The organism is Pseudomonas sp. NFR02, from assembly GCF_900119375.1.
GTDB classification, from domain to species: Bacteria; Pseudomonadota; Gammaproteobacteria; order Pseudomonadales; family Pseudomonadaceae; genus Aquipseudomonas; species Aquipseudomonas paracarnis.
Genome location: NZ_FPJJ01000003.1, coordinates 698,175 through 704,326, shown reverse-complemented (window position 1 = coordinate 704,326; position 6,152 = coordinate 698,175). Strand labels below are relative to the sequence as shown.

General features: G+C 60.5%; 6 protein-coding genes. 2 read left to right on the top strand and 4 right to left on the bottom strand.

Annotation, left to right across the window (positions count from 1 at the left end; all coding sequences use genetic code 11):
• Window positions 1-1,214, bottom strand: a 1,214-nt coding sequence (locus BT199_RS13430) for a ribonucleotide-diphosphate reductase subunit beta (protein WP_060767445.1), incomplete at its 3' end; no start/stop codon positions are given.
• A gap of 334 nt (window positions 1,215-1,548) precedes the next feature.
• On the opposite strand from BT199_RS13430, the gene BT199_RS13425 reads away from it, so the two are divergent.
• On the top strand, window positions 1,549-1,764 hold the full coding sequence (locus BT199_RS13425) for a TOBE domain-containing protein (protein ID WP_003173733.1): 216 nt from the start codon (window positions 1,549-1,551) through the stop codon (window positions 1,762-1,764).
• A 57-nt stretch (window positions 1,765-1,821) separates the two neighbouring features.
• Here BT199_RS13425 and BT199_RS13420 read toward each other — a convergent pair whose 3' ends face one another.
• A complete protein-coding gene (locus BT199_RS13420) occupies window positions 1,822-2,967 on the bottom strand; it encodes a MalY/PatB family protein (protein WP_072434668.1) in 1,146 nt (381 codons plus the stop codon).
• 201 nt (window positions 2,968-3,168) lie between these two features.
• Between BT199_RS13420 and ggt the strand changes: the two genes are divergently transcribed.
• A complete protein-coding gene (gene ggt / locus BT199_RS13415) occupies window positions 3,169-4,893 on the top strand; it encodes a gamma-glutamyltransferase (RefSeq protein ID WP_072434667.1) in 1,725 nt (574 codons plus the stop codon).
• A gap of 121 nt (window positions 4,894-5,014) precedes the next feature.
• Here ggt and BT199_RS13410 read toward each other — a convergent pair whose 3' ends face one another.
• Both BT199_RS13410 and pnuC read right to left on the bottom strand, forming a co-directional pair.
• Window positions 5,015-5,539: an AAA family ATPase gene (locus tag BT199_RS13410; RefSeq protein ID WP_014718660.1), complete on the bottom strand. Its 525-nt coding sequence runs from the start codon at window positions 5,537-5,539 to the stop codon at window positions 5,015-5,017.
• On the bottom strand, window positions 5,536-6,099 hold the full coding sequence (gene pnuC, locus BT199_RS13405; RefSeq protein WP_014718659.1) for a nicotinamide riboside transporter PnuC: 564 nt from the start codon (window positions 6,097-6,099) through the stop codon (window positions 5,536-5,538). The genes BT199_RS13410 and pnuC overlap by 4 nt, the downstream gene beginning before the upstream one ends.
• Between the last annotated feature and the right edge of the window lie 53 nt (window positions 6,100-6,152).

Sequence of the window (6,152 nt, the reverse complement as noted above, 5' to 3'; positions counted from 1 at the left end):
ATCACACGGGTCTCGAAGAAGTTTTTCTCTTTCTTCAAGTCCATGATCTCGCTCATCCACGGGAACGGGTTGGTGGTGCCTGGGTACTCTTCCTTCAAGCCGATCTGCGACAGGCGACGGTTCGCGATGAACTTGAGGTAGTCTTCCATCATCGCCGCGTTCATGCCCAGCACCCCACGCGGCATGGTGTCACGCGCGTATTCGATCTCCAGCTGCGTACCCTGCAGAATCATCTGGGTCGCTTCTTCCTTCATCTCGGCATCCCACAGGTGCGGGTTTTCGATTTTGATCTGGTTGATCACGTCGATACCGAAGTTCAGGTGCATCGACTCATCGCGCAGGATGTACTGGAACTGCTCGGCCACGCCGGTCATCTTGTTGCGGCGGCCCATGGACAGGATCTGGGTGAAGCCGCAGTAGAAGAAGATGCCTTCCAGCACGCAGTAGTAGGCGACCAGGTTGCGCAGCAGCTCTTTGTCGGTGTCGACGGTGCCGGTTTCGAACTTCGGATCGGAGATCGAGCGGGTGTACTTCAGGCCCCAGGCGGCCTTTTTGGCCACCGATGGAATCTCGTGGTACATGTTGAAGATCTCGCCTTCATCCATGGCCAGCGATTCGATGCAGTACTGGTAGGCGTGGGTGTGGATCGCTTCTTCGAAGGCCTGGCGCAGGATGTACTGGCGGCACTCCGGGTTGGTGATCAGGCGGTACACGGCCAGCACCAGGTTGTTGGCTACCAGGGAGTCGGCGGTGGAGAAGAAGCCCAGGTTGCGCATGACGATGCGGCGCTCGTCGTCGGTCAGGCCTTCGGGGTTTTTCCACAGGGCGATGTCGGCGGTCATGTTGACCTCTTGCGGCATCCAGTGGTTGGCGCAGCCGTCGAGGTACTTCTGCCAGGCCCAGTCGTACTTGAATGGCACGAGTTGGTTGAGGTCGGCGCGGCAGTTGATCATGCGCTTTTCATCAACGGCGACGCGGGCGGAGGCACCTTCCAGCTCGGCGAGGCCTTCGGCGACGTCGAGTTTGTCCAGGGCGGCCTTGGCGCGCACGATGGCGGCGGAGTCGTTGGCGGTGACGGCGCGGGCTTCCACGGCGGCAGCGGCGCCGGCACCGTCGAGGCGGTCCATGTTGGCTTCGGTGGCGTGGCCGGCGTTGGCGCCTTTGATCACCGCTGCACCGGTGTCTTCGTTGTCGACTTCATCCCAACTCAGCATGGAAATACTCCTTCCTGATACTCGAAAAATAAATGTTTTTGCAGGCTACAAGGCATTGAAATACTGCGCGTAGTGTGATCGGTAAAATACCGGCGCTGCACACTATGTAGTGGTCTGATCTGTTTGTAGGCACACTATATGGGGTGTAACAAAGTTGGTCAACGCACAAGATGTGCGGTCATAGGTCGCTGCTGGGCACGACACATAATTTTTAGATATATCCTTATCGAATAAATAAATAGGTATTTATTCCTTTTAATATTTTATCCGGCAGCGCATTTTGAGGGCCTGCGCATTCGTGCGGATTGACCCAACAGCCAAAAGGAAAGCCGACATGACCATCAAAGCGATCAACGTGCGCAACCAGTTCAAAGGCGTGATCAAGGAGATTCTGCTGGGGGAAGTGGTGTCGGAAATCGACGTGCAGACCGCATCGGGCATTGTGACGTCGGTGATCACCACGCGCTCGGTGCGTGACCTGGAATTGAAGGTGGGCAGCGAAGTGATTGCCTTTGTGAAGTCGACGGAAGTGTCCATCGCCAAGTTGTGAGTGGACAAAACAGCCCGGGAAGAGGCGCGTTCTCTTCCCGTGCAACTGCGACCGAAGTCAGCGGTTTTGCAAGCAGATCTCCATGCGTTCGACGCCTTCCTCCAGCATCAATCGTGGGCAACCGAAGTTCAGGCGCACGAACTGTTGGCTGTCATCACCAAATTCGATCCCCGCGCTCAGGCCGACCTTGGCCTGCTCAAGGAAAAACTGCTGCGGGTCATCCAGGCCAAGAGCGCTGCAATCGAGCCACGCCAGGAAGGTGCCCTGTGGTGCATGCATCACCACGCCGGGCAGGCGGGTTTTTACCGCGTCAAGCAGGTAGTCGCGGTTGGCTTGCAGGTACTGCACCAGCGCGCTGAGCCAGTCGGTGCATTCGCTGTAGGCGGCGCGGGTGGCTTCCAGGCCCAGAGGGCTGACGCTGTCGACCATGCCGCAGCGCGCCTGATTGAAACGCTCGCGCACCTCGGCGTTCTGGATCACGGCGAAGCAGGTCTTCAGGCCGGCCACGTTATACGCCTTGCTCGCCGACATCAGCGTGATGGTGCGCTGGGCAATCTCTGGGCTGAGGCTGGCGGTGGGGATGTGGCGGCGGCCGTCAAAGCACAGCTCGGCGTGGATTTCGTCGCTGATGATCAATGCGCCGGTTTCCAGGCAGGCATTGGCCACTGCCATCAGCTCTCCACGGGGAAACACTTTGCCGATGGGGTTGTGCGGGTTGCTCAGCAACAGGGCTCCGGCCCCGTTTAGGGCTTGGCGCATCGCGGGCAAGGGCGTGAGGAACTCGCCGTTGACTTGCTCGAACGGCACCTCGATGCGTGGCAGGTTCCAGTTGCCGGGCGCCAGGCGAATCGGCCGATAGTTGGGGGTTTGCAGCACCACCGCCTGGCCAGGCTGGACGAAGGCGTGCAGGGCCATATTGAAGCCAGGCTCGACGCCAGGCAGGAACAGCAGTTCTTCGGGCTGTACGCGCCAGGCGTACTTGGCCCACAGGTCAGCGACGATGGCATCGCGCACGTCCGGGCCGGCCACGCTGTAGCCGAGAATCTGCTGGTCGAGCCGCGCGTGCAGGGCTTGCAAGATGGCGGGCGGCGCGGCGATGTCCATATCGGCGATCCACATCGGCAGAACGTCTTGCGGGTAACGGCTCCACTTGGTACTGCCGGTATCGAAGCGTGGGTGGATCGTGTCGAAATCAAAGCTCATGGACAGGCTCGTATCAGGGCGGCTGCGAAAGAATGGCGCCGATTCTAGCGCCATTAATTTTATAGGCCAGAGCTGATTGCCGCCTTGCACAGCGGTGTGCGTTCCATGACCGACAAGTTCTGTAATAAAAACGCCATTGCGCTGGGGATTGAATCAGCGAGGGGCTATTTTGGTGCATCTCAATAATCAGAGTAGCCATGGATGAAATACCAACCCTTGAGTCACACCTTGATTGCTACCGCGCTGGTATTAACGGTCAACGGGGTGCACGCAGCTTCCCAAGCCCCGGTTGCGGGTGAAAATGGCATGGTGGTCACGGCCCAGCACCTGGCAACCCATGTGGGTGTCGATGTGCTCAAGGCCGGCGGCAACGCGGTCGATGCGGCGGTGGCGGTAGGTTATGCGCTGGCGGTGGTGTACCCGGCGGCGGGCAATCTGGGCGGCGGCGGCTTCATGACCGTGCAACTGGCGGACGGGCGCAAGACCTTCCTCGACTTCCGCGAAAAAGCCCCGTTGGCGGCGACGGCTGACATGTACCTCGACAAGGCCGGCAATGTGGTCGAAGGCCTCAGCGCCAAAGGCCATTTGGCGGTCGGCGTACCGGGCACGGTGTCCGGCATGGAACTGGCCCTGAGCAAATACGGCACACTCAAGCGCGCCCAAGTGATTGCCCCGGCGATCAAGCTGGCGGAAAACGGCTTTGAGCTGGAGCAGGGCGATATCGACCTGTTGCACACCGCCACCGGTGAGTTCGAAAAAGACCAGGATATGCGTGGCATCTTCCTGCATAACGGCGAGCCGATGCAGGTAGGCCAGAAGCTGGTGCAGAAGGACCTGGCCAAGACCCTCAAGGAAATCTCGGCCAAGGGCACCGACGGTTTCTATAAAGGCTGGGTCGCCAAGGCGGTGGTGGATTCCAGCCAGGCCGGCAAAGGCATCATCACCCAGGCTGACCTCGACGCCTACAAAACCCGCGAACTGGCCCCCATCGAGTGCGACTACCGTGGCTACCATGTGGTCTCGGCGCCGCCACCCAGCTCGGGCGGTGTGGTGATCTGCCAGATCATGAATATCCTCGAAGGCTACCCGATGGCCGATCTGGGCTATCACTCGGCCCAGGGCCTGCACTACCAGATCGAAGCGATGCGCCACGCCTACGTGGACCGCAACAGCTATCTCGGCGACCCGGACTTCGTGAAGAACCCCATTGAGCACCTGCTGGACAAAAACTATGCGGCTAAGCTGCGCGCGGCGATCGAACCGCAGAAGGCCGGTGACTCCCAGGCGATCAAGCCAGGTGTATCGCCCCATGAAGGCAATAACACCACCCACTATTCCATCGTCGACCAATGGGGCAACGCGGTCTCGGTGACTTATACCCTCAACGACTGGTTTGGCGCCGGGGTGATGGCGAGCAAGACCGGGGTGATCCTCAACGATGAAATGGACGACTTCACCGTCAAGGTCGGCGTACCGAATATGTATGGGCTGGTGCAGGGCGAAGCCAACGCCATCGCACCGGGCAAGGCGCCGCTGTCGTCGATGAGCCCGACCATCGTCACCAAGGACGGCAAGGCGGTGATGGTGGTCGGTACACCGGGGGGCAGTCGCATCATCACTGCGACTTTGCTGACCATCCTGAATGTCATCGACTACAAGATGAATATCCAGGAAGCCGTGGACGCGCCGCGTTTCCACCAGCAGTGGATGCCTGAGACCACCAACCTTGAGACGTTTGCCGTGAGCCCGGATACCCAGAAGATTCTCGAGAGCTGGGGCCATAAGTTTGCAGGTCCCCAAGATGCCAACCATTTGGCCGCGATCCTGGTCGGTGCGCCTTCTCTGGATGGCAAGCCGGTGGGTAACAACCGCTTCTATGGGGCCAATGACCCGCGACGCAATACGGGGTTGTCGTTGGGCTACTGAAGCCTGGTACGGTAAAAAATGTGGGAGCGGGCTTGCCCGCGAAAGCGGTGGGTCAGTCTATGCATGTGCTAGCTGATACAGAGCATTCGCGAGCAAGCCCGCTCCCACAGGGGGCAGTGTGTCAGGGCTTGAGCAGCTGGGTTACTGCGGCAAATGCCGCCTGGCGCCGTTGTTCCCAGTCTCCACCAATCACCACCCGTGGCTGTCGATGCTCCTGCATCCACTCCAGGCTGGCCTGAAAAAACGCCCGGCGATCCGCCAGTTCCGGCTGGCAGCGCTGGCCGTCGGCACTCCATTCCACGTCTTCGGGGGAGAGCAGCAGGTGCAGGTCGTAATGCCGCGCCAGGAGTTCGTCATCAAGCCAGCCGGGGTAATCGCCGAACAGGGTCTGGCTCCAGAGTTTGTTGGTCAGCAGGTGGGTGTCGAGGATCAGCAACGCGGGGCATTTGGCGCGGGCGGCATCCTCCCAAGCCAACTGGCCTTCGGCGATGGCCGGGATATCCGCCAGGGTGGTGTCGCGCTGATGCTGATCGATGAAGTACCGCACATATTCCCCCACCATCAACCCGCCGAAGTGCGCGTGCAACTGCGCCGCCAGCCAGCTCTTGCCGCTGGATTCGGGGCCCGCCAATACCACCACTTTCATGTGCGCAACGCCGGGTCGGCGCGCCACTCGCGCCAACCTTGCACGGCAATCACGGTAAACAGCGCGTAGAGCGCGGCGGTGAGGTAGAGGCCTTTGTAAAGGAACAGGCCGACGAAGATCACATCGACCACGATCCATAATGCCCAGCACTGCACGCGTTTTTGCGCCATCCACATCTGCGCCACCAGGCTGAAACCGGTGAGCGCGGCGTCCAGCCAGGGCTGGGCGGCGTCGGTCCAGTGGGCCATGGCGGCACCCAGCAACAGGCTGCCGACGGCGCCAACAGCCAGGCTGGCCATGATCGCCGGCACGCCCAGGCTAGTGACCTGGCGGCCCTGCTTGACCTCGCCGGCGCGGGTCCACTGCCACCAGCCGTAGACCTGCAAGGCCGCATAGACCAATTGCAGGAGCATGTCGGAGTAGAGCTTGACCTCAAAGAAAACCCAGGTGTAGAGCAACACCATCACCAGGCCGATGGGCCAGCACCAGGGGTTTTGTTTGACCGTTAGCCAAACGGCGATCACCCCCAGGGCGGCGGCAAACAGTTCAAGCCCGGACATGGCGGATCCTTGGGGGAGTGGGAGAGGGCGGTGATTGTACCTAGAGCCCAGCG